Below are 21,206 nucleotides of genomic sequence, written 5' to 3'. Positions count from 1 at the left end.
CCTGCAGAAGGACAGCGGAGAACGAACGATCAGGCACGCCGTGTAGGGATTTCCCGGGGGCCGCGGCAGTAATTTCAGCTTGACAGTTTATCGACAAATTATGAGCATGAGTACCCGGTAACGATGGGGATTGCGCGGCACTGAAACGACCGCCTCCGACTCGATTCGCGCACGAATTCTGGGCATCCGGCGGGCCGCGCACTGCTGCGGGGCAGGCGGCAACGAGTACGGGCCCCATCCTCCGTTCCTGGCTTCCACGACGCCCGAGCGCACTGCCCGGACACACCATCCGGACACACAACCCGAACCTGTACCGATGACGATCCCTGCCGCGCTGCTTCCCGATATCGACACGCTGAACCGCCTGGCCCGCGATGGCCGATTGTCGCGCGCGGCACTGTTGCAGCAGGCCGAGGCCCGGGCGAAGGAGCCGTCGGCGCACGCGGTATTCCTGCAGACCAGCTTCGATACCGCAGCCAGCGCGGCGCAGGCCGCCGATGCCGCGGCGCTGGCCGGCAAGCCGCTGCATCCGCTGGCGGGGCTGCCGGTATCGATCAAGGACCTGTTCGATATCGGCGGCGATGTCACGCGCGCCGCCTCGACGGTGCGCGCCGATGCCGCGCCGGCAACCGACGATGCGCCGGTCGTGGCGCGGCTGCGAGCGGTGGGCGCCGCGCTGGTCGGCCGCACCAACATGACCGAGTTCGCCTTCTCCGGCGTCGGCATCAACCCGCACTACGGCACGCCGGTCAATCCGCACGACAGCACGGTGGCGCGCATCTGCGGCGGCTCGTCGTCGGGCGCGGCGGCCTCGGTGGCGCTTGGTCTCGCGGTGGCGGCACTGGGCAGCGATACCGGCGGGTCGATCCGCATCCCGGCTGCGCTGTGCGGCTTGACCGGTTTCAAGCCGACCGCGCGGCGCGTGCCGCTGGCCGGTGCCTTTCCGCTGTCGTTCTCGCTCGATACCGCCTGCGCGATGGCGCGCACCGTGGCCGACTGCGTGCTGGTCGACGGCGTGATCGCCGATCAGGCGCTGGTGCCCGTGCGCAAGGCCGCCAGCGCGCTGCGGGTGGCCGTGCCGCGCCAGCTGCTGCTCGACGATCTCGACGAGACCGTGTCGCGCGCCTTCGATCGCACGTTGGGACGGCTGTCCGCCGCCGGCGTGCAGATCGAACACGTTGACCTGCCCGAGCTGCTGCAGCTTTCGGCGCTGAACGCGCAAGGCGGGCTGACCGCGGCCGAGGCCTATGCGATCCACCGCGGCACGCTGTCGTCGCGGCGCGCGCTGTACGACCCGCGCGTGGCGGCGCGCATCGACCGCGGTGCCGCGATCGGCGCGGCCGACTATGTCGATCTGGTGCGCGCCCGCGCCGCCTGGAGCGAGCGCGTGATGGCGCGGCTCGACGGCTTCGATGCGCTGGCCTGCCCCACCGTGCCGGTGGTGGCGCCACCGATCGCACCGCTGGTCGCCGACGATGCGCTGTTTACGCGCACCAATGCGCTGCTGCTGCGCAATCCTTCGACCATCAACTTCCTCGACGGCTGCGCGATCTCGCTGCCGTGCCACCAGCCCGACGAACTGCCGGTCGGGCTCATGCTGGCGCACGGCCCGATGCGCGACGCGCCGCTGCTGGGCACGGCGCTTGCATTGGAGGCCGTGCTCGCGCCCACGCTGCAGCAGGCCTGAGCCGGCGCGCGGGACGGGGCCAACGACGCGCGACAACCTAGTGGACGACCCAGTGGACGAGCCACCGCTGGCGGCGCAAGATCCACGGACGCGTGCGCACCAGGACGCGCCACCACGCGCGGTCACGCGCAACGACGCGGTACTGACACAACCAGGAGAGAAATGATGCAGCGCAAGGGATTGCTCAAGTCGATGTCTGCGTGCGGGCTGCTCGCCTGCGCCTTCGCGATGGCGCCGCTGGCGCAGGCCCAGGTCAAATGGGATCTGCCGACCGGCTATCCGGCCAACAACCCACACACGGTCAACCTCGACCAGTTCGCCAAGGAGGTCAGCGCGGCCACGCAGGGCAAGCTGGCCATCACGCTGCATCCGAACGGTTCGCTGTTCAAGGCCAACGAGATCAAGCGCGCGGTGCAGAGCAACCAGGCCCAGGCCGGCGAGGTGCTGATGTCGCTGCTGGAAAACGAGAATGCGCTGTTCGGCGTCGACGCCGTGCCCTTCCTCGCCACCGGCTTCGATGCATCGTACAAGCTGTGGCAGGCGCAGCGGCCCGTGATCGACCGCCTGCTGGACCGCCAGGGCATCAAGCTGCTGTACGCGGTCGCCTGGCCGCCGCAGGGCATCTACGCGAAGAAGGAAATCCGCTCGGGCGCCGACATGAAGGGCCTGAAGTGGCGCGCCTACAATCCGGCCACCACGCGCATCGCGCAGGCGGTCGGCGCGCAGCCGATGACGATCCAGGCCGCCGAGCTGTCGCAGGCGCTGGCCACCGGCGTGGTCGACAGCTTCATGTCGTCGGGCGCCACCGGCGTCGACAGCAAGGTCTGGGAAAGCCTGTCGCACTTCCATACGGTCGACGCCTGGCTGCCGAAGAACATGGTGATCGTCAACAAGCGCGAGTTCGACAAGCTCGACAAGCCGTCGCAGGAGGCGCTGATCAAGGCCGCGCAGGCCGCCGAGACGCGCGGCTGGCAGCGGATGCGCGAATACACGCAGCAATCGCTGGACACGCTGGCCAAGAACAAGATGACCATCGTCAAGCCCACGCCGCAACTGCAGGCCGACATGAAGAAGATCGGCGACGAACTGCTGGCCGAATGGGAAAAGAAGGCCGGGCCCGACGGCAAGGAAATCATCTCGGCGTATCGCAAGTAAGGCGAACGTTTCCGCGATGCCGGCCCCGGCTTGCTCCACCACTTCGTCGCCCCCGCGCAGGCGGGGGCCCAGTGTCTTGGTGCAAGCCGCTGGGTCCCCGCTTTCGCGGGGACGACGTGCTGCTGGAGTCCGACATCCGGCCGCGGCCTTCGCCTTCTCCTCCTAGCCTCCCGGACGCATCATGACTTCCCGCTTCCAGTGGTTCTACCAGGCGCTCGGCGCGCTGGCGGCCGTCTTCATCTGCCTGACGCTGCTGATCGAACTGGCCATCATTGTCGGGCGCTTCGCCCATTTCCAGATCGATGGCGGCGATGCCTACGCCGGCTATTTCATGGCGGCCGGGTCGTTCCTCGCGCTGGCCGCGACGCTGCGCCAGGGCGACCATATCCGCGTGACGCTGATCCTGCAGCGCCTGCACGGCAAACCGCGCGTCTGGGTGGAGATCTTCTGTCTGGCGGTGGCCACGCTGCTGACCGCGTACTTCACCTACTACGCCGGCAAGCTCGCGTACGACTCGTACATCTATCACGACATCTCGCAGAACACCGACGCCACGCCGCTGTGGATTCCGCAGCTGTCGATGGCGGTGGGCCTGTTCGGGCTGTTCGTCGCCTTCGCCGAGGAGTTCATCTACGTGCTGCGCACGCGGCGTCTGCCGCGCGAGGAAAGCGGCGAAATGGCGCGCACCGAATAACGCCGCGTACCGACACGTAGCCTCCGTATCGCACCACTCGGCCATCTCGACTGAACGGCATCCCCACAGGAACGCAACAACATGGATCTCTGGATCACCCTCTTCCTGATCGTCGCGATCTTCGCCGTGCTCGGCGCCGGCGTCTGGATCGGCATCGCCATTCTCGGCGTCGGATGGATAGCGATGGAGCTGTTCACCAACAAGGTCGGCGGCGAGTCGATGGCGCTGACCGTCTGGGGCTCGCTGTCGAGCTGGACGCTGACGGCGCTGCCGCTGTTCATCTGGATGGGCGAGATCCTGCTCAAGACCAAACTGTCCGAGGGCATGTTCCGGGGGCTGTCACCGTGGCTGCAGCGCCTGCCGGGCCGGCTGCTGCATGTCAACGTGATCGGCTGCACGATCTTCGCCGCGGTGTCGGGCTCGAGCGCCGCCACCTGCGCGACGATCGGCAAGATCTCGCTGCCCGAACTCGCCAAGCGTGGCTATCCCGATTCGATGGCGATCGGCTCGCTGGCCGGCGCCGGCACGCTGGGGCTGCTGATTCCGCCGTCGATCATCATGATCGTCTATGGCGTCACCGCCGACGTGTCGATCGGCAAGCTGTTCATCGGCGGGGTGCTGCCGGGGCTGATGCTGGCGCTGCTGTTCATGGGCTATGTCGCGGTCTGGGGCTGGCGCCATCGCGACGCGATCCCGGTGCCCGAGCATCGGCTGGACCTGCACGCCAAGCTGGCCGAGTCCCGCCATCTGATTCCGGTGGTGCTGCTGATCGGCGCGGTGCTGGGCTCGATCTACGCCGGCGTCGCCACCGCGACCGAGGCGGCGGCGCTGGGCGTCGTCGGTGCGCTGGTGCTCGCGCTGGCGCAGCGCACGCTGACCTGGCAGACCTTCCGCGATTCGCTGATGTCGGCCACGCGGCTGTACTGCATGATCGCGCTGATCCTGGCGGGCTCGTCGTTCCTGACGCTGGCGATGGGCTTCATCGGCCTGCCGCGCCACCTGGCCGAATGGATCGTCGGCCTGAACCTGACGCCGTTCCTGCTGATCGTCGCGCTGATGGTGTTCTTCATCATCCTGGGCTGCTTCCTCGACGGCATCTCGATGGTGGTGCTGACGATGTCGGTGCTGCTGCCGACGATCCAGGCGGTCGGCATCGACCTGCTGTGGTTCGGCATCTTTGTCGTGCTGGTGGTCGAGATGGCGCAGATCACGCCGCCGGTCGGCTTCAACCTGTTCGTGCTGCAGGGGATGACCCGGCGCAATATCAGTTATATCGCCTGGGCCGCCTTCCCCTTCTTCGTGCTGATGGTGGTGGCGGTGCTGCTGATCTGGGCCTTCCCCGGCCTGGTGACCTATCTGCCCGCGCAGATGAAGATGTAGATCCCCATGCGCGCCATCGTGATCGGGGCCGGCGTGATCGGCGTGTGCTCGGCCTGGTATCTGCGCGAGGCCGGATTCGAGGTCACCGTGCTGGACCGGCGCGCCTCTCCGGCCCAGGAGACCAGCTTCGGCAACGCCGGCGTCATCGCGCCCGGCTATGTGACACCGTGGGCCGCGCCGGGGATGCCGGCCAAGGTGCTGCGTACCCTGTTCGCCAGTACCTCGCCGGTGGTATTCCGGCCGAGCGCCGACCCCGCGATGTGGCGCTGGATCGCGCGCTGGCTCGGCGAATGCCGGCTCGAGCGCTACCGGGTCAACAAGCTGCGCATGCAGCGGCTGGCCTTCTACAGCCGCGCCTGCCTGCACCAGTTGCGCGACCAGCTGCAGATCGACTACGAGCAGTCGCAGGGCTATCTGCAGCTGTTCAGGACCGAGCGCGACCTTCAGATGGCCCAGCCCGCGCTGGCGCTGCTGCGCGAGAACGCCGTGCCCCATCGGCTGGTCGATGCGGCCGAATGCCGCCGGCTCGAGCCTGGGCTGGCTCCGGACACCGCGCTGGCCGGCGGGCTGCATCTGCCCGAGGACGAATCGGGCAATTGCCCGATGTTCACGCGCCGGCTGCGGCAGTTCGCTGAGGCCGCGGGCGTGCGGTTTCAGATGGACACCACCGTTCACGGCATCGCCGCGCCTGGCGACGGCGTGCTGTCGGTGTCCGTGCGGTGCCAGGGAGGGGACTCGATCCTGCGCGCGCAACATGTCGTGGTTGCCGCCGGCGTCGCCAGTGCCGCGCTGCTGCGCCCGCTCGGCCTGCGCGTGCCGCTCTATCCGGTCAAGGGCTATTCGGCCACGGTGCCGGTGCGCGATGCCCTGCAGGCGCCGCTGGCCGCGCTGATGGACGAGTCGTACAAGGTCGCGATCACCCGCATGGGCAATCGCATTCGGCTGGCCGGCACCGCCGAGCTCGGCTCGCGCAAGCTGGACCTGCGGCAGGCCGCGGTGCGCACCCTGCTGAAGGTCGGCCGCGACTGGTTCCCGGGCGCGGCGAACTACGCCGAAGCGTCGTTGTGGACCGGTGCCCGTCCGATGCTGCCGGACGGCCCGCCGCTGATCGGCGCCACCGCCGTGCCCGGGCTGTTCCTCAATCTCGGCCATGGGTCCACCGGCTGGGCGATGGCCTGCGGCTCCGGCAAGCTGCTTGCGGCCCAGGTGTCCGGCGCGCCGGCCGAGATCGACCTGGAAGGCCTGACGCCGGACCGCTACGGCCTGGGCCCGCGGCGATGAGCCGTTTGCCGGCGGCGCTGCGATAATGCGCCGATGACGCCCTTCTCCTCTCCCGCCGTTGCCGGGACGGCCGCCGAGGCCGCGGACTGGTTGCGGTTCGATCCGCTCAGCGCCACGTCCATTCCGCTGTTCGACAGCGCAGCGATCCGCCGGCTCGAACAGGCGGCCTACGCCACCCTGTCGCCGTTCACGCTGATGGCCCGTGCCGGGGCTGCCGCTGCCGCCTGGCTGAGCGCCCATGCACCGGCCGGACCGCTGTTGTTGCTGGCGGGTCCCGGCAATAACGGCGGCGACGCGCTGGTCGCGGCGACGCACCTGCATCAGGCCGGCCGCGAGGTGCAGGCATGGCTGCTGGCCGATCCCGCACGCCTGCCCGCCGACGCCGCACGCGCGTGGCGGGAGGCGAACGATGCCGGCGTGCCGCTGCAGGTGCTGGTGCCCGATGCCGCCTCGCCGCAAACCGCGCCGCCCTGGCCTGCGGCGGCGCCGCGTTTTGCCGCGGTGGTGGACGGCCTGCTCGGTATCGGCCTGAACCGTCCCGCCAGCGGTGCGCTCGCCGAATGGATCGCGCGGCTGTGCGCGCTGGCCGACGACGGGGTGCCGGTGTTCGCGCTCGACGTGCCGAGCGGCCTGTCGGCCGATACCGGCGCCGGTACGCCGGCGGTGCGCGCGACCCGGACCTTGACCTTCATCGCCGCGAAGCCGGGCCTGCTGACGCTGGACGGCCGCGACTGCGCCGGCGAACTGGATATAGCGCCGCTCGCGCTCGACTATCCGCCGCAGGATGCAGCGGTGGCCTGGGCCGCGTGGGCCAATACGCCTGCCCGGTTCGCCGCGGCGCTGCCCGGCCGGCGGCATGCCAGCCACAAGGGCAGCTTCGGCACGCTGGCGGTGATCGGCGGCAGCATCGGCATGGTCGGCGCGCCTCTGCTGGGTGCGCGGGCCGCGTTGCATCTGGGCGCCGGGCGCGTGCATATCGGCTTTCTGGCCGACCCCGCGCCGCCATTCGATCCGGTGCATCCCGAGCTGATGCTGCATCCGGTCGACCGGCTGCAGTTGCAACAGATGTCGGCGCTGGTGGCCGGCCCCGGCATGGGAACCGGCGAGGACGCGCGCCGATGGCTCGAGACGGCGCTGCGTTCGGCTACGCCGGCCGTGCTCGATGCCGATGCGCTGAACCTGCTGGCCGCAGACGCGGCGTTGGCCGCGCTGGCGAAGGCCGGCGCCGCACCGCGCGTGCTGACGCCGCATCCGCTCGAAGCGGCGCGGCTGATGGGCTGCACGGTGGCGGAGATCCAGCGCGATCGACTCGGCGCGGCGCGTGCGCTGGCTGCGCAGTGGCAGGCGGTGGTTGTGCTGAAGGGCTCGGGTACCGTGATCGCCCGGCGAGACGGGAACGCGGTCGCCATCAATCCCACTGGCAATGCGGGCCTGGCCACCGCCGGCACCGGCGACGTGCTGGCCGGCATGATCGGCGCGCTGCTGGCGCAGGGCATGGCGGCCGAGCCCGCGGCGCTGGCCGGGGTCTGGCTGCATGGCCGCGCCGCCGATCGCCTGGTGGCCGGCGGCGAAGGACCGGCCGGGCTGACGGCCGGCGAATTGCCCCGCGCCGCGCGGCACGAACTCAATGCGTTGAACGCGATGAAGGTGCCGAACATGCCGGGCCCGCGGCGATGAGCGGCGCGATCTCGGTACAGAGCGCAGCGCCGAGCCGCCGGCAGCTGTTGACCGGCATCGCGCTGCTGGTGCTGGGCCAATGGATCCTGACGCTGCTCGACGCGACCGGCAAGACGCTGACCCAGCAGGGCCTGCCGATCATGGCGGTGGCCTGGGTCCGTTACGTGGGCCATGTGGTCGCCATCTTTCTGCTGCTCGGTCCGGCGCGCTTCCGGGCCCAGGTCCGCACCGGCCAGCCAAGGCTGCAATGGATGCGCGGCGCCCTGATGCTGGCCTCGACGCTGGTGTTCTTTTCGGTGCTGAAGCTGATGCCGTTGGCGACCGCCACCGCGCTGAACTTCTGCGCGCCGCTGTTCGTGGTCGCGCTGTCGCCATGGCTGCTCGGCGAACGGCCGGGGCGCAACGCCCGCCTGATGCGCTGGAGCGGCGTGCTGATCGGCTTTGCCGGCATGCTGGTGGTGGTGCGCCCCGGCGGCGAGCTGACGCCGGGCGGCGTGGCGCTGGGTCTCACCTCGGCACTGCTGTTCGCGCTGCTGCAAATGCTGACGCGACGCATGGCGGCCCACGACGCGCCGATGACCACGCTGATCTGGAGCGGCATCACCGGCGCCGCGCTGACGACGCTGCTGGTGCCCTTCTTCTGGTTCACCGCGATGCCGACGCCGCTGCAATGCGCGCTGCTGCTGTCCGCCGGCATCACCGGGTCGCTCGGGCACTACTTCGTGATCCGCGCGTTCCAGTACGCCGACGCCTCGTTCCTCAGTCCCTTCCTCTATCTGCAGATCATCTCGGCGACCACGGTCGGCTTCCTCGCCTTCGGCCAGTTGCCGGACTGGACCACGGCGCTGGGGATTGCGGTGATCTGCGCCGGCGGCCTGTGGGTCGCGGGCGGCGAATCGGCATTGCGGCTGGTGGCCCGCAGCCTCGGCGGAACGCGCTGATTGCGGCGTTGTCTGACAGTTCTCGCCGAATGTGCGCGCTATACTCGGCACGTTCCGCGTCTTCTGCGCTCGTAGTATCCGGCCGAACTATCCGGTCGTACTATCCGCTCGACACTTTTCCGCCCGTATTTCGCAATGCCCACTGACCTTCCCGCCTGGCAACGTCTGCAGCAGCACTACCAAGCGATCCGCGACCAGCGGATGCGCGACTGGTTTGCCGCGCCCGACGCCGGCGAGCGGGTCGACCGGTTCTCGCTGGAAGCGGCCGGCCTGTTCCTGGACTATTCGAAAAACCGCATCGTGCCGGAGACGATGGACCTGCTGGTCCAGCTCGCCGAAGAGGCCAAGGTACCCGCGCGGCGCGATGCCATGTTCGCTGGCACACATATCAATGCGACCGAGGACCGCGCCGCGCTGCATATGGCGCTGCGTGCCGCACCGGACGCGCCGTTCCAGGTCGACGGCAAGCCAGTGATGCCGGCAGTGCACGATGTGCTCTCGCGCATGCGGGACTTCTCGCAGCGCGTGCGCAGCGGCGAATGGAAGGGCCATGGCGGCAAGACCATCACCGACGTGGTCAACCTTGGCATCGGCGGCTCGGACCTCGGGCCGCGCATGGTGTGCCGGGCGCTGGCGCACCTTGCGGGCGATGGCCGTGGTGACAGCAGCGGTAGCGCGGCTTCTGGCCCGCGCGTGCATTTCGTGTCCAACGTCGACGGCACCGAACTGGCCGAGACGCTGGCGCGGCTCGATCCCGAACGCACGCTGGTGATCGTCTGCTCGAAGACCTTCACCACGCTGGAGACGATGGCGAACGCCAACAGCACGCGCCAATGGTTTATCGCGCGCGGCGTGCCGGAGAGCGGACTGGCGCGCCATTTCGTCGCGGTGTCGACCAACCCGGAAGCGGTGCGCGCCTTCGGCATCGATCCGGCCAATATGTTCGAGTTCTGGGACTGGATCGGCGGACGCTTCTCGCTGTGGTCCTCGGTCGGGCTGTCGATCACGCTGGCGCTCGGCTTCGAAGCCTTCGCGGAACTGCTGGCCGGCGGCCGCGAGATGGACGAGCACTTCCGCAGCGCACCGCTCGCGCGCAACATGCCGGTGATCCTGGGCCTGCTGGGGGTCTGGTACCGCAATGTGTTCGGCCTGCCGACCAGCTGCATGGCACCCTACTCGACCTCGCTGGAACTGTTTCCCGCCTTCCTGCAGCAGCTGGAAATGGAGAGCAACGGCAAGTCGGTGCAGCGCGATGGCCAGCCGGTGCGCGTGGACACCTCGCCGGTGGTCTGGGGAACGGCCGGCACCAACGGCCAGCACGCGTATTTCCAGCTGATCCACCAGGGCTCGCAGATCGTGCCGGTCGATTTCGTTGCACCGCTGTCCGCGCCGCGCACGCTGCCGGGCCATCATGCCAAGCTGCTGGCCAACTGCTTCGCGCAGGCCGAGGCGCTGATGCGCGGGCGGACCGAGGAAGAACTGCGCGCGGCCGGCATCGTCGAGCCCGAGCGCATCGCGCATATGCGCTTCGAGGGCAATCGGCCCAGCAATATGCTGCTGATCGACGGCATCACGCCGCGCGCGCTGGGCGCGCTGATCGCGCTGTACGAGCACCGCACCTTCGTGATGGGCGCGATCTGGAATATCAATTCGTTCGACCAGTGGGGTGTCGAACTGGGCAAGCTGCTGGCGCGGCCGATCGAGGCCGAGCTGAACGGACGCGCCGAGGGTCCGCACGATCCATCCACCAGCGCGCTGATCGCGCGCGCGCGAGGCGCGCTGGCCCGGGGAGGCTGAGGGCCTGCCCTTGCCCTCGATTTCGCGTTCTCAGACTTCCGCGCCCATCCACTCGTCGCTGGCGACCTTGCCTGCCTCGATCGTCAGGATGCGACCGCAGCGGGCCGCCACCGAGCGATCGTGCGTGACCAGCACCAGCGTCGAGCCGGCGTCGCGATTCAGTTCGAACATCAGCGCGATCACCGCTTCGCCGGTCGCGGTGTCGAGGCTGCCGGTCGGCTCGTCGGCGAACAGGATGTCGGGCCGCGTGACAAAGGCACGGGCCAGCGCGACGCGCTGCTGCTCGCCGCCCGACAGCGTGCGCGGATAGTGCGACAGCCGCGCGCCCAGGCCGACCCGCTCCAGCATCGCCTTGGCGCGCTCTCGCACGCCGTCGGCCTCGCCGCGCAGCTCCAGTGGCAGCATCACATTCTCCAGCGCGGTCAGATGGCCGACCAGCTGGAACGACTGGAACACGAAGCCGACATGCCGCCCCCGCAGCGCGGCGCGCTGGTCCTCGTCGAGCGCGAACAGGTCGTGACCGTGCAGCGACACGGTGCCGCGGCTGGGCAGGTCGAGCCCGGCCATCAGCCCGAGCAGCGTCGACTTGCCCGACCCCGAGGCGCCGACGATGGCCAGCGTTTCGCCGGGCGTGACGGAAAAGGACACGTCGTGCAGAATCGTCAGCGAACCGGTCGCGTCCGTCACGGTCTTTCCCAAGGATTCGACAGCAAGAATGGATGAGGACATGAGCAAGGGTTTCCGGAACGGTTTCTGGCGGGACATCGGGGGACGCTGGCGCGCCCTGGTGCTGGGCGGGCTGCTGGCGCTGGCAGCGATGCCCGCGCTGGCGCAACGCGCGCCCACGATCCTGGTGCTTGGCGACAGCCTGTCGGCGGAATACGGCATCGCGCGCGGCGCAGGATGGGTCAAGTTATTGGAAGACCGCCTGCGCGCGGAGAGGTTCGATTATAGCGTCGTCAATGCGAGCATCAGCGGCGAGACCACGGTAGGCGGCAAGACGCGTCTGCCCGATCTGCTGTCCCGGCACCGGCCCGCCGTGGTGGTCGTCGAACTCGGCGCCAACGACGCGCTGCGCGGCCTGCCGCTGCAGAGCACCGAGGCCAACCTGCGCCAGATCGTCACCAGCGCCAAAGCCGCGAAGGCCAATGTGCTGCTGATCGGCATGCGGATCCCGCCCAACTACGGGCCCGACTACACCGAGCGCTTCTTCGCGCTGTATCCGAAGCTGGCCAAGGAATACCAGCTGCCGCTGGTGCCCTTCCTGCTGGACAAGGTGGTGACGCGGCCGGACTGGTTCCAGGACGATCGCATCCATCCGACCGCGCAGGCCCAGCCGGCGCTGCTCGACACCGTGTGGCCGCAGCTGGAGCCGCTGCTCAAGCGCCAGCGGCGCAGCGCGGAGGAAGGCAAGGCACAGCAACGGCGCGGATGAACGGCGGGCCGGCGGCGTCGGCCGCCGGTGCATGACATCGGCGCATGACAAAGGGGCCCCGCGGGGCCCCTTCTTCATCGCTGCAGGACCGACCTGTGCGGCCGGCCACGTCAATCGTCGTCAGCCTGCCGGCTGCGATTCCGCCGGCGCCGCGGGCTTGAGCACCTCGACGTCCGAACGGGCCTTCAGGCTCTCGAAGAACGCTTCCAGTTCGCTCTGGCCGGCCAGTTGCGACAGCTGCTGCGCGTCGGCCTGGCGTTGCGCCGGATTGGCCTGCGCCGGCTGCGAAACCTTGGCGATGCGATAGATCGCATAGCCCTGCGCGCCCAGATCGACGCCGACCATCGCCGGCAGCTTCGATGCATCGGCGCGCATCACGGCCTCGACCGCCTTCGGCGCGAGACCGGCCGGTTGCTGCCGCGACACTGTGACGGCGCCGCCAAAGCCATCGGCCGACCCGCTCTGCTTCAGTTTGGCCAGCTGCGCTTCGCCGTCCTTGCGCGCCAGTTCGGCGGCCTGCTCGGCCACGTACTGCGCGCGGACCTGATCGCGCACCGCGTCGAACGGACGTACTGACGCCGGGCGATACTCGACCACGCGGCCGGCGACCAGCGTTTCCGGACCGACCTGGATCGCTTCGGTATTGCGCTTGTTCTTGATCGCGTCGTCGCTGAACAGCGCGGTCAGCACCTTCTCGTTGTTCAGCGGATTGTTCGCGCCCAGCGCGGGGTTCGGCGCGCGGGTCACGTTGTCGGCGGTCTGGATCGTCAGCTTGAACTTGTCGGCGGCCGGCTTCAGGCTGTCAGACTGCTCGTAGACGGTATTGCCGAAGGCATCGGCCTGCTCGGTGAACTGCTTGGCCGCGAGCTGCTTGCGCAGTTCGGCCTCGAGTTCGGCCTTGACCGACTCGAGCGGACGCGTCTGCGACGGCTTGACCTCGGTCACCTTGATGATGTGATAGCCGTAGTCGGTCTCGACCACATCGCTGAGCTGGTTCGGCTGCAGCGCGTACATCGCGTCCTCGAACGGCTTGACCAGCGCGCCGCGGCCCATGAAACCGAGGTCACCGCCCTTCTCCGCCGAGCCCGGATCCTGCGACTGCTTGCGCGCGACATCGGCGAAGGTGTCCGGCTGCTTGCGCAGTTCTTCCAGCAGCCTGGTGGCCTTGTCCTTGGCGGCCTGACGCTCCGCGGCGGGCGCATCCTTCGGCGCCGCGATCAGGATATGGCTGGCGCGGCGCTGCTCGTCGGTACGGAAGCGCGCGATATTGCTGTCGTAGTAGGACTTCAGCTGCTCGGGCGTGATGCTGATGCCCGCGGCCAGCGCATCGGCCGACAGCACCAGGTATTCGACCTTGGCCTGCTCGGGCACGCTGAAGGCCTGGCGATGCTTGTCGTAGTACGCCTTCAGCGCGGCGTCGTCGGCCGACACCTTGGCGGCGTAGTCGCTGGCCTTCAGCAGCAGCGGCTGGACCTCGCGCTGCTGGTCGCGCGCGGCGATCAGGCGGTCCAGCAACGACTTCGGCATGAAGGCGGTCGCGCCGATCGACTGGCCGAGCTGCTGCGTCGCCAGGTCGAAGCGCATGCGCGCGTCGAACTGTTCGGGGGTCATGCCCTGCGAGGCCAGCAGTTCGAGATAGGCCTTGTCCTCGACCCGCCCGTCCGCCTTCTTCGGCAGCTGCGCGATCGCAGGAATATTGACGATCGCCTCGTACAGGCGCTCGTTCGACACGGTCAGATGCTCGCGATTGACCTCGTTGGCGACCACGCGCTGCAGGATCAGCTGGTCCAGCACGGCCTTGCGCGCTTCCGGACCTTCGAACTGGCGCGGATCGTAGGCGGCGCCCAGCACCTGACGCATCCGCTCGGACTGCTCGCGCAGCACGTTGTCGACTTCCTGTTGGGTGATGGCACGGCCATCGACCTTGGCGGCGTCGTGCGAACTGTCCATGAAGCGCGAATAGCTTTCCACGCCGAAGAACACGAACGACGGAAACACCAGCACCAGCAGCAGCAAAAGCATCAGGCGCCGGTTGTTGCGAACGAAATCAAGCATGCTGACTCGGGATCAAGTTGGGACGGAGGTCAAACTCCGCGATTCTAGCAGGCTGCGCGGGGCCGCCCGGTGGATGTGGCGTCGGCGGCCGCTAAGGGTGGGCTACAGACCGGGTCTGCAAATGAAAACAGCCGCATGGAGGCGGCTGATTCGGCCGGCCACCTGGCGGTGCCCGGATGCAATGTGGCGGAGTGGACGGGACTCGAACCCGCGACCCCCGGCGTGACAGGCCGGTATTCTAACCGACTGAACTACCACTCCGATGTCGGTCTCGCTGCCCGGCGACACGGCCCGATCAGTTGAGGCATGACGATCGGGCCATCGAGAGAGTGGTGGGTGCTGAGGGGATCGAACCCCCGACCTACGCCTTGTAAGGGCGCCGCTCTACCAGCTGAGCTAAGCACCCGCTCGATGTTGCCGCGATGTTGCCACCCGATGTTTCCACCATGTGGCCGCAATGCTGCCAATCCGGCTGTATCGCCGCGCACGTATCAGCCGTCGACTGCCGTTTGCGCTGCGAGGCCGCAAGTGTAATACAGCGTGTTTGGCTTTGCCAAGCCGAACACCGCGCGGCGCGCAAAAAAAAAAAACCGCAGGGCGAACCCTGCGGTCTTTGCGGTGCCGGCCGGTGGAATCGCCCGGCCGGCGCACGCTCGGCACGATCAGTGGTGAATCATCTCGTGCGTGGCGGCCGCGCCCTTGTCCTTGACTTCGGCAGGGCTGGCGACTTCCTCCGGCAGCGGCTCGGGTACGCGCTCGAGCGCCATTTCCAACACCTTGTCGATCCAGCGCACCGGAACGATCTCGATGTTGTTCTTGACGTTGTCCGGAATCTCGGCGAGGTCCTTGACGTTCTCCTCCGGAATCAGCGCCAGCTTGATGCCACCGCGGTGGGCGGCCAGCAGCTTCTCCTTCAGACCGCCGATCGGCAGCACTTCGCCGCGCAGCGTGATCTCGCCGGTCATCGCCACATCGGCGCGCACCGGAATACCGCTGAGCACCGACACCAGCGCCGTCGTCATCGCGATACCGGCGGACGGACCGTCCTTCGGCGTCGCGCCCTCGGGCACGTGGATGTGGATGTCCCGCTTCTCGAACATCTCGTCGGTGATGCCGAGCCGGCGGGCGCGCGAACGCACCACCGAACGCGCGGCCTCGACCGATTCCTTCATCACGTCGCCCAGCGAGCCGGTGCGCGTGATATTGCCCTTGCCCGGCATCAGCGCCGCCTCGATCGTCAGCAGATCGCCGCCGACCTCGGTCCACGCCAGACCGGTGACCTGGCCCACCTGGTTTTCCTTGCCGGCCAGGCCGAAGTCGTACTTGCGCACGCCGAGGAATTTGTCGAGGTTCTCCGAGTCGACCTTGACCGTGCCGCTCTCCTTCTTCAGCAGCAGCATCTTGACGACCTTGCGGGCGATCTTCGACACCTCGCGTTCCAGCGAGCGCACGCCGGCTTCGCGGGTGTAGTAGCGGATGATGTCGCGGATCGCCGCTTCGCTGACCTCGATCTCACCCGGCTTCAGACCGTTGTTGCGGATCTGCTTCGGCAGCAGATAGCGCTGGGTGATATTGACCTTCTCTTCCTCCGTGTAGCCGGACAGCCGGATCACTTCCATCCGGTCGAGCAGCGGCGGCGGAATGTTCAGCGAGTTCGACGTGGCCACGAACATCACGTCCGACAGGTCGAAGTCCACCTCGATGTAGTGGTCCTGGAACGTGTGGTTCTGTTCCGGGTCCAGCACCTCGAGCAGCGCCGACGACGGGTCGCCGCGGAAGTCCATGCCCATCTTGTCGATCTCATCGAGCAGGAAGAGCGGATTGCGCACGCCGACCTTGGTCAGGCTCTGCAGGATCTTGCCGGGCATCGAACCGATATAGGTACGGCGGTGTCCGCGGATCTCGGCTTCGTCGCGCACGCCGCCCAGCGCCATGCGGACGAACTTGCGGTTCGTCGCACGCGCCACCGACTGGCCCAGCGAGGTCTTGCCGACCCCGGGCGGCCCGACCAGGCACAGGATCGGCGCCTTGACCTTGTCGACGCGCTGCTGCACGGCGAGGTATTCCAGGATCCGTTCCTTGACCTTCTCGAGACCGTAGTGGTCTTCGTCCAGCACGCGCTCGGCGTTGGCCAGGTCGTTATTGACCTTGCTCTTCTTGCGCCACGGCAGGTTGACCAGCGTGTCGATGTAGTTGCGCACGACGGTCGCCTCGGCGGACATCGGCGACATCAGCTTGAGCTTCTTGAACTCGGCCTCGGCCTTCTTCTTGGCCTCCTTCGGCATGCGGGCGGCCTTGATGCGCTTGTCGAGCTCCTCGAGATCCGCGCCCTCTTCGCCTTCGCCCAGTTCCTTCTGGATGGCCTTGACCTGCTCGTTCAGGTAGTACTCGCGCTGGCTCTTCTCCATCTGGCGCTTGACGCGGCCACGGATGCGCTTCTCGACCTGCAGGATGTCGATCTCGCCCTCGAGCTGCGACAGCAGGCTCTCCAGGCGCTCGGTCACGTTGACCATCTCCAGGATCTTCTGCTTCTGCTCGAGCTTGATCGGCAGATGCGCGGCGATGGTATCGGCCAGGCGGCCCGGCTCGTCGATGCCCGACAGCGAGGTCAGGATCTCCGGCGGGATCTTCTTGTTCAGCTTCACGTACTGGTCGAACTGCGACACGATCGCGCGGCGCAGGGCCTCGGTCTCGGCGCTCTCGCCCGGGCCCAGGGGCACCGGCACGGCCTCGCACATGAAGTGCGAGTCGTCCTCGCTCACTTCGCGGATATTCGCGCGCTGCGTGCCTTCGACCAGCACCTTCACGGTGCCGTCCGGCAGCTTCAGCATCTGCAGGATATTGGCGATGCAGCCGACCTCGTACAGGTCTTCGGCGGTGGGCTCATCCTTCGCCGCCGTTTTCTGGGCCACGAGCATGATGCTCTTGCCCGACTCCATCGCAGTTTCCAGCGCCTTGATGGACTTCGGGCGACCCACGAACAGCGGGATCACCATGTGCGGAAACACCACCACGTCGCGCAGCGGCAACAGTGGGAGGCGAATCGGCTCAGCCGGGAGGAGTTGTGTTCCAGACATCAGTTTCCCCAGTCAGTCATTTAAGGCGTAAATTGGGTCGCACGAACCGATTACAAGACAGCAATCACCGGTTCGCAGCATCAGTCAAATGACGGCCCCGACACTTGCGAATCCCGCGCAAACAGCATACCCGCGTTTCCTCCCGTTCGTTTGGCGAAATGAAGAAAAAAAGCCGCTCGCTTCTCGCGAACGGCCTGTCGGTTGGCTGCCGGCGGGATACGCCCTTGCGCCGGCGTTCGCGTCAGTTGGAGCCAGCCACCTTGGGCTGCTCCTCGTACATCAGCAAGGGAGGCGCGTCGCCGGTGATCGTGCTTTCGTCGATCACGACTTTTTGCACGCCCTTGTAATTCGGCAGGTCGTACATGACATCCATCAGCGATTGTTCGAGGATCGAACGCAGGCCGCGCGCACCCGTCTTGCGCTTGATGGCCTTGCGGGCAATCGCGGACAGCGCCGCCGGCCGGATCTCCAGTTCGACGCCTTCCATCGCCAGCAGTTTCTGATATTGCTTGACCAGCGCGTTCTTCGGCTCGATCAGGATCTGCACCAGTGCGGCCTCGTCCAGCTTGGACAGCGTCGCGACCACCGGCAGGCGGCCGATCAGTTCGGGAATCAGGCCGAACTTGATCAGATCCTCGGGTTCGGTCTGCGGCAGCACCTCGCTGACATCGCGCTCTTCCTTGCTCTGGACCTGGGCGCCGAAGCCGATGCCGGTCTTGTCCGAGCGCTGCATGATGACCTTTTCCAGTCCATCGAAGGCACCGCCGCAGATGAACAGGATGTTGGTGGTATCGACCTGCAGGAAGTCCTGGTTTGGATGCTTGCGCCCGCCTTGCGGCGGCACCGAGGCCATGGTGCCCTCGATCAGCTTCAGCAGCGCCTGCTGCACGCCCTCGCCCGACACGTCGCGCGTGATGGACGGGTTGTCCGACTTGCGCGAGATCTTGTCGATCTCGTCGATGTAGACGATGCCGCGCTGGGCCTTCTCGACCTCGTAATTGCAGTTCTGCAGCAGCTTCTGGATGATGTTCTCGACGTCCTCGCCGACATAGCCGGCTTCGGTCAGCGTGGTCGCGTCGGCGATCACGAAGGGAACGTTGAGCAGGCGTGCCAGCGTCTGGGCGAGCAGCGTCTTGCCCGAACCGGTCGGGCCGATCAGCAGGATATTGCTCTTGGAGAGCTCGACATCGTCCTTCTTGCCGAGATGCTTGAGCCGCTTGTAGTGGTTGTAGACGGCCACGGCCAGAATCTTCTTGGCCTGCTCCTGGCCAATCACATACTGGTCCAGGCTTTCGCGGATCTCGTGCGGCGTCGGCAGATCCGACTTGGCCGCGGCCGGGGCGTCCTTGTCGGCGCCGGCGGCTTCATCGCGAATGATCTCGTTGCACAGGTCGATGCATTCGTCGCAGATGAACACCGACGGGCCGGCGATCAGCTTCTTGACCTCGTGCTGGCTTTTGCCGCAGAAGGAGCAATACAGAAGCTTCTCGCTGGATGAACCTTTTTTGTCCGCCATAGGAATCGTCACATTAGCAGGGGCGCGCCAGGGCGCAGAAAGGACCTTGGCGATACGCGTCAAACGCATCATACGCCAAAACCTTTAGGGCAGCGGGCGGAACCCCCAAGGTGTGGGGGCAAACACCACAAACGAGGCGCGGGGCCTCGTTTTGTGGTGTAGGCTTGGCCGTTTGAGGCCGGGCCGGGACTCGAAAGCCGGCGGGCTCGGAAACCGGGCCGCCGCGTCGGCTTAACCGCGGCGGGCGATCACCTTGTCGATCAGGCCGTAATCGACTGCCTGGTCGCCGCTCATGAAATTGTCCCGGTCGGTATCGCGGGCAATCTTCTCGACCGGCTGACCGGTCACCTCGGCCAGGATCGAATTCAGGCGTTCACGCAGATAGAGGATCTCGCGCGCCTGGATCTCGATGTCCGATGCCTGGCCGCGCGCGCCGCCCAGCGGCTGATGGATCATGATCCGCGAGTTGGGCAGCGCCAGGCGCTTGCCCTTGGCGCCGGCGGCCAGCAGGAACGCGCCCATGCTGGCGGCCATGCCCATGCACAGCGTCGACACGTCCGGCTTGATGAACTGCATCGTGTCGTACACCGCCAGACCGGCCGAGACCGAACCGCCCGGCGAGTTGATGTAGAGGAAGACATCCTTGTCGGGATTCTCGCTCTCCAGAAACAGCAGCTGCGCGATCACCAGATTGGCGGTCTGGTCGTTGACTTCGCCCACCATGAACACCAGGCGCTCCTTCAGCAGGCGCGAGTAGATGTCATAGGCGCGCTCGCCCCGACCGGACTGCTCGACCACCATCGGCACCAGCCCGAGGCCCATGGTCTCCAGCGCCGAGGCTTGCGTGGTGGCGAGACGATCGAGCAAATCATTGCGGGTCATGCAGAGTTCTCCAGGAATTCGGTGGCAGGCCAGTGGCCTCGGCAAAAGGCAAACAAGCCGCCCGAAGGCGGCTTTGCCCTGAGGCGGCTGTCGATCAGGCTTGCTGGCCGCCGTTGCCTTCGGCCGTCAGCTCCTCGAAGGACACCGACTTGTCGGTAACCTTGGCCTTCTCGCACACGAAATTTACCACGTTGTTTTCGAGCACGTAGGCTTCCATCTCGGCCAGGCGCTGCTGGTCGCCGTAGTACCAGCGCATGACTTCCTTCGGATCCTCGTAGCTCTTGGCGAACTCCTCGATCTCGGCCTTGATCTGGTCGGCCTTCGCTTCGAGGCCGTTGGCCTTGACGATCTCGGCCAGGATCAGGCCCAGCTTGACGCGGCGCTCGGCCTGCTGCGCGAACATCTCCGGCGGAATCGGCATGTCCTTGGCGTTCGGCATGCCACGCTGCTCCAGATCGCGGCGGGCCATCTGCACCAGGCGCTCCTGGTCCTGTTCGATCAGGGCCTTGGGCACGTCCAGCTCGCTGGCCTTCAGCAGCGCTTCCATGACCTGGTCCTTCAGCATCGCGTGCGTGCGGCGCTTGACCTCGCGCTCCAGGTTCTCGCGGATGTCGGCGCGCATCTTCTCGACGCTGCCGTCGGCGATGCCCAGCGACTTGGCGAAGTTGTCGTCGACCTCGGGCAGGTGCGCCCACTCGACCTGCTTCATCGTGATGGTGAATTCGGCGGTCTTGCCGGCGACTTCCTTGCCGTGATAGTCCTCGGGGAAGGCCAGCGGGAAGGTCTTGCTCTCGCCGACCTTCAGGCCCAGCGCGGCCTGCTCGAACTCGGGCAGCATGCGGCCTTCGCCCAGCACGAAGACGAAGTCCTCGGCCTTGCCGCCGGCGAACTCGACGCCGTCGATCTTGCCGACGAAGTCGACCGTCACGCGGTCGCCATTCTTGGCTGCGACTTCGCCGCCGCCATCGCCATGCTCGCCGGCTTCGCCGCGGGCGTGGTAGTGGACGCGCTGCTTGCGCAGGATGTCGATGGTCTTGTCGATCTCGGCGTCGGTGATCTCGGTCTTCGTGCGGGTCACCTCGGCGGCCGACAGGTCACCGATCTTGACTTCCGGGTAGACCTCGAAGGTGGCGTCGAATGCCACTTCGTCGTCCGCCACGCCTTCGGTCTTGATCTCGAACTTGGGCTGGCCAGCGACCTTGACGTCCTGCTGCTGCGTGATGTCGAAGAACTTGCGGGCGGCCTTGTCGAAGCGCACTTCGAACTCGACCTGCTGGCCGTACTGCTTCTCGACCATCTTCATCGGCACCTTGCCCGGGCGGAAGCCGGCCATCTTGACCGTCTTCGACAGGCGAACCAGGCGTTCCTGCTTCTCCTTCTCGACCTCGGCCTTCGGGATGGCCAGGGTCACCTTGCGGTCGAGTTTGCCGAGGTTTTCAATCACATTCGACATGGTCGTCAATCCAATCCAGAAATGTTGTTGTGTTCGTCAGCGCGTTCCGCTTGCGTGCCTGCGTGCAGGGGTTTTCTCCCTCAGGCCGTCGAACGGTTCGCACGCACCAGCCACGCATGAGGCACGCGGGCAAGCCGCCTGAGCCCCGATCGCGAACTCGCGCAAACAAACACACC

The 21,206-nt window shown here is 67.1% G+C and carries 15 protein-coding genes and 2 tRNA genes; 9 read left to right on the top strand and 8 right to left on the bottom strand.

Annotation, left to right across the window (positions count from 1 at the left end):
• Nucleotides 1-316 precede the first annotated feature (316 nt).
• The 8 genes from M1D55_RS16385 to pgi all read left to right on the top strand — a co-directional run bounded on the left by M1D55_RS16385 (nucleotide 317) and on the right by pgi (nucleotide 10,612).
• On the top strand, nucleotides 317-1,687 hold the full coding sequence (locus M1D55_RS16385) for an amidase (RefSeq protein WP_456282612.1): 1,371 nt from the start codon (nucleotides 317-319) through the stop codon (nucleotides 1,685-1,687).
• Between the two features lie 165 nt (nucleotides 1,688-1,852).
• Entirely contained in the window at nucleotides 1,853-2,842 is a 990-nt protein-coding gene (locus M1D55_RS16380) for a TRAP transporter substrate-binding protein (RefSeq protein ID WP_043437308.1), read from the top strand.
• A 181-nt stretch (nucleotides 2,843-3,023) separates the two neighbouring features.
• A complete protein-coding gene (locus tag M1D55_RS16375) occupies nucleotides 3,024-3,536 on the top strand; it encodes a TRAP transporter small permease (protein WP_456282611.1) in 513 nt (170 codons plus the stop codon).
• Between the two features lie 81 nt (nucleotides 3,537-3,617).
• Nucleotides 3,618-4,916 (top strand): TRAP transporter large permease, encoded by a 1,299-nt coding sequence (locus tag M1D55_RS16370; RefSeq protein ID WP_456282610.1) that lies wholly within the window; start codon nucleotides 3,618-3,620, stop codon nucleotides 4,914-4,916.
• Between the two features lie 6 nt (nucleotides 4,917-4,922).
• Nucleotides 4,923-6,197, top strand: a complete 1,275-nt coding sequence (locus tag M1D55_RS16365; RefSeq protein ID WP_456282609.1) for a D-amino acid dehydrogenase — start codon at nucleotides 4,923-4,925, stop codon at nucleotides 6,195-6,197.
• A 33-nt stretch (nucleotides 6,198-6,230) separates the two neighbouring features.
• Complete coding sequence (locus M1D55_RS16360; RefSeq protein WP_456282608.1) at nucleotides 6,231-7,874, top strand: NAD(P)H-hydrate dehydratase; 1,644 nt, start codon at nucleotides 6,231-6,233, stop codon at nucleotides 7,872-7,874.
• Nucleotides 7,871-8,815, top strand: a complete 945-nt coding sequence (locus tag M1D55_RS16355; RefSeq protein WP_456282607.1) for a DMT family transporter — start codon at nucleotides 7,871-7,873, stop codon at nucleotides 8,813-8,815. Before M1D55_RS16360 ends, M1D55_RS16355 begins: the two co-directional genes overlap by 4 nt.
• Before the next feature lie 135 nt (nucleotides 8,816-8,950).
• Complete coding sequence (gene pgi / locus M1D55_RS16350) at nucleotides 8,951-10,612, top strand: glucose-6-phosphate isomerase (protein WP_456282606.1); 1,662 nt, start codon at nucleotides 8,951-8,953, stop codon at nucleotides 10,610-10,612.
• Between the two features lie 30 nt (nucleotides 10,613-10,642).
• On the opposite strand, the gene M1D55_RS16345 is transcribed toward pgi, so the two are convergent.
• Nucleotides 10,643-11,341, bottom strand: a complete 699-nt coding sequence (locus M1D55_RS16345; RefSeq protein WP_023263540.1) for an ABC transporter ATP-binding protein — start codon at nucleotides 11,339-11,341, stop codon at nucleotides 10,643-10,645.
• Here M1D55_RS16345 and M1D55_RS16340 point away from each other — a divergent pair.
• Entirely contained in the window at nucleotides 11,340-12,047 is a 708-nt protein-coding gene (locus M1D55_RS16340) for an arylesterase (protein WP_023263541.1), read from the top strand. The two genes, M1D55_RS16345 and M1D55_RS16340, sit on opposite strands and share 2 nt — an antisense overlap.
• A gap of 120 nt (nucleotides 12,048-12,167) precedes the next feature.
• On the opposite strand, the gene M1D55_RS16335 is transcribed toward M1D55_RS16340, so the two are convergent.
• The 7 genes from M1D55_RS16335 to tig form a co-directional block, all read right to left on the bottom strand.
• Nucleotides 12,168-14,102, bottom strand: coding sequence for a SurA N-terminal domain-containing protein (locus M1D55_RS16335; protein ID WP_232205727.1), 1,935 nt, complete (start codon nucleotides 14,100-14,102; stop codon nucleotides 12,168-12,170).
• A 184-nt stretch (nucleotides 14,103-14,286) separates the two neighbouring features.
• Nucleotides 14,287-14,363, bottom strand: a tRNA-Asp gene (locus M1D55_RS16330).
• A 69-nt stretch (nucleotides 14,364-14,432) separates the two neighbouring features.
• Nucleotides 14,433-14,508, bottom strand: a tRNA-Val gene (locus tag M1D55_RS16325).
• A 256-nt stretch (nucleotides 14,509-14,764) separates the two neighbouring features.
• Nucleotides 14,765-17,179, bottom strand: a complete 2,415-nt coding sequence (lon, locus tag M1D55_RS16320) for an endopeptidase La (RefSeq protein ID WP_023263542.1) — start codon at nucleotides 17,177-17,179, stop codon at nucleotides 14,765-14,767.
• A gap of 241 nt (nucleotides 17,180-17,420) precedes the next feature.
• Nucleotides 17,421-18,695, bottom strand: a complete 1,275-nt coding sequence (clpX, locus tag M1D55_RS16315) for an ATP-dependent Clp protease ATP-binding subunit ClpX (protein WP_006575958.1) — start codon at nucleotides 18,693-18,695, stop codon at nucleotides 17,421-17,423.
• Nucleotides 18,696-18,926: 231 nt separating this feature from the next.
• Complete coding sequence (gene clpP / locus M1D55_RS16310; protein WP_006575957.1) at nucleotides 18,927-19,577, bottom strand: ATP-dependent Clp endopeptidase proteolytic subunit ClpP; 651 nt, start codon at nucleotides 19,575-19,577, stop codon at nucleotides 18,927-18,929.
• A 94-nt stretch (nucleotides 19,578-19,671) separates the two neighbouring features.
• Entirely contained in the window at nucleotides 19,672-21,030 is a 1,359-nt protein-coding gene (gene tig / locus M1D55_RS16305; protein ID WP_023263543.1) for a trigger factor, read from the bottom strand.
• Nucleotides 21,031-21,206: the final 176 nt, after the last annotated feature.

Source organism: Cupriavidus sp. JZ107 (genome assembly GCF_053903255.1).
The sequence above is the reverse complement of the archived record's forward strand: the minus strand, read 5'-3'. Positions and strand labels throughout refer to the sequence as shown.

What these genes read in the sequence shown, in the direction of transcription:
- M1D55_RS16385 (WP_456282612.1), top strand. Translation starts at nt 317, where the DNA reads ATGACGATCCCTGCCGCGCTGCTTCCCGATATCGACACGCTGAACCGC.
- M1D55_RS16380 (WP_043437308.1), top strand. Translation starts at nt 1,853, where the DNA reads ATGCAGCGCAAGGGATTGCTCAAGTCGATGTCTGCGTGCGGGCTGCTC.
- M1D55_RS16375 (WP_456282611.1), top strand. Translation starts at nt 3,024, where the DNA reads ATGACTTCCCGCTTCCAGTGGTTCTACCAGGCGCTCGGCGCGCTGGCG.
- M1D55_RS16370 (WP_456282610.1), top strand. Translation starts at nt 3,618, where the DNA reads ATGGATCTCTGGATCACCCTCTTCCTGATCGTCGCGATCTTCGCCGTG.
- M1D55_RS16365 (WP_456282609.1), top strand. Translation starts at nt 4,923, where the DNA reads ATGCGCGCCATCGTGATCGGGGCCGGCGTGATCGGCGTGTGCTCGGCC.
- M1D55_RS16360 (WP_456282608.1), top strand. Translation starts at nt 6,231, where the DNA reads ATGACGCCCTTCTCCTCTCCCGCCGTTGCCGGGACGGCCGCCGAGGCC.
- M1D55_RS16355 (WP_456282607.1), top strand. Translation starts at nt 7,871, where the DNA reads ATGAGCGGCGCGATCTCGGTACAGAGCGCAGCGCCGAGCCGCCGGCAG.
- pgi (WP_456282606.1), top strand. Translation starts at nt 8,951, where the DNA reads ATGCCCACTGACCTTCCCGCCTGGCAACGTCTGCAGCAGCACTACCAA.
- M1D55_RS16340 (WP_023263541.1), top strand. Translation starts at nt 11,340, where the DNA reads ATGAGCAAGGGTTTCCGGAACGGTTTCTGGCGGGACATCGGGGGACGC.
- M1D55_RS16345 (WP_023263540.1), bottom strand. Translation starts at nt 11,341, where the DNA reads ATGTCCTCATCCATTCTTGCTGTCGAATCCTTGGGAAAGACCGTGACG.
- M1D55_RS16335 (WP_232205727.1), bottom strand. Translation starts at nt 14,102, where the DNA reads ATGCTTGATTTCGTTCGCAACAACCGGCGCCTGATGCTTTTGCTGCTG.
- lon (WP_023263542.1), bottom strand. Translation starts at nt 17,179, where the DNA reads ATGTCTGGAACACAACTCCTCCCGGCTGAGCCGATTCGCCTCCCACTG.
- clpX (WP_006575958.1), bottom strand. Translation starts at nt 18,695, where the DNA reads ATGGCGGACAAAAAAGGTTCATCCAGCGAGAAGCTTCTGTATTGCTCC.
- clpP (WP_006575957.1), bottom strand. Translation starts at nt 19,577, where the DNA reads ATGACCCGCAATGATTTGCTCGATCGTCTCGCCACCACGCAAGCCTCG.
- tig (WP_023263543.1), bottom strand. Translation starts at nt 21,030, where the DNA reads ATGTCGAATGTGATTGAAAACCTCGGCAAACTCGACCGCAAGGTGACC.